Origin of the sequence: Pseudoalteromonas sp. SG43-6, from assembly GCF_014164365.1 — a bacterium.
Classification (GTDB): domain Bacteria; phylum Pseudomonadota; class Gammaproteobacteria; order Enterobacterales; family Alteromonadaceae; genus Pseudoalteromonas; species Pseudoalteromonas rhizosphaerae.
In genome coordinates, this window is sequence record NZ_JACJEZ010000120.1 from 1 (window position 1) to 1,948 (window position 1,948).

At 50.2% G+C, this 1,948-nt stretch carries 1 rRNA gene; it reads right to left on the minus strand.

The features are described 5' to 3' along the window. Window positions 1-98 precede the first annotated feature (98 nt). Window positions 99-1,948 (minus strand): 23S ribosomal RNA (locus H5201_RS22330); the annotation flags it as partial.

The following is a 1,948-nucleotide window of genomic DNA, read 5'->3' on the forward strand; positions in this document are numbered from 1 at the left end:
AAATTTGGAATTCTGATAATAAAAGTTTTCAGTAAATCTACTTTAGTCTATTAACTTCTTGCGCTATCAACTATCACATAAAACGCGTTTGGCGTTGTATGGTTAAGCCTCACGGGTAATTAGTACAAGTTAGCTTAACATATCACTATGCTTCCACATCTTGCCTATCAACGTTGTAGTCTTCAACGGCCCTTCAGAGAGCTTATAGCTCTAGTGAGAACTCATCTCGAGGCCTGCTTCGCGCTTAGATGCTTTCAGCGCTTATCAGTTCCGAACGTAGCTACCGGGCAATGCCATTGGCATGACAACCCGAACACCAGCGGTTCGTTCACTCCGGTCCTCTCGTACTAGGAGCAACCCCTCTCAATTCTCAAACGCCCACGGCAGATAGGGACCGAACTGTCTCACGACGTTCTAAACCCAGCTCGCGTACCACTTTAAATGGCGAACAGCCATACCCTTGGGACCGACTTCAGCCCCAGGATGTGATGAGCCGACATCGAGGTGCCAAACACCGCCGTCGATATGAACTCTTGGGCGGTATCAGCCTGTTATCCCCGGAGTACCTTTTATCCGTTGAGCGATGGCCCTTCCATTCAGAACCACCGGATCACTATGACCTACTTTCGTACCTGCTCGACGTGTCTGTCTCGCAGTTAAGCTGGCTTCTACCATTACACTAACCGTACGATGTCCGACCGTACTTAGCCAACCTTCGTGCTCCTCCGTTACTCTTTGGGAGGAGACCGCCCCAGTCAAACTACCCACCAGGCACTGTCCGTAACCCCGATTCAGGGGCCAACGTTAGAACATCAAAACTACAAGGGTGGTATTTCAAGGACGACTCCAACAAAACTAGCGTCTCATCTTCTAAGTCTCCCACCTATCCTACACATGTAGGTTCAATGTTCAGTGCCAAGCTGTAGTAAAGGTTCACGGGGTCTTTCCGTCTAGCCGCGGGTACACAGCATCTTCACTGCGATTTCAATTTCACTGAGTCTCGGGTGGAGACAGCGTGGCCATGGTTACACCATTCGTGCAGGTCGGAACTTACCCGACAAGGAATTTCGCTACCTTAGGACCGTTATAGTTACGGCCGCCGTTTACCGGGGCTTCGATCAAGAGCTTCTCCGAAGATAACCCCATCAATTAACCTTCCGGCACCGGGCAGGTGTCACACCGTATACGTCATCTTGCGATTTTGCACAGTGCTGTGTTTTTAATAAACAGTCCCAGCCACCTGGTCACTGCGGCTCCAATCAGCTTAGGGAGCAAGTCCCATCACCAATCGGAGCGTACCTTCTCCCGAAGTTACGGTACGATTTTGCCTAGTTCCTTCACCCGAGTTCTCTCAAGCGCCTTAGTATTCTCTACCTGACCACCTGTGTCGGTTTGGGGTACGATTCGGTATAATCTGAAGCTTAGAGGCTTTTCCTGGAAGTATGGCATCAGCAACTTCATCACCTTAGTGACTCGTCTCGTGTCTCAGCCTAACAGCAACCCGGATTTACCTAAGTCGCTAGCCTACTCACTTTCACATGGACTACCAACGCCATGCTTGCTTAGCCTGCTCCGTCCCCCCATCGCAATTATACCAAGTACGGAAATATTAATCCGTTTCCCATCGACTACGCCTTTCGGCCTCGCCTTAGGGGTCGACTTACCCTACCCTGATTAACATGGGATAGGAACCCTTGGTCTTCCGGCGTGCGGGTTTTTCACCCGCATTATCGTTACTCATGTCAGCATTCGCACTTCTGATACGTCCAGCATACCTCCCGGTACACCTTCAACCGCTTACAGAACGCTCCCCTACCACTCAGAATAAATTCTGAATCCGCAGCTTCGGTGCATAGTTTAGCCCCGTTACATCTTCCGCGCAGACCGACTCGACCAGTGAGCTATTACGCTTTCTTTAAAGGATGGCTGCTTCTAAGCCAACCTCCTG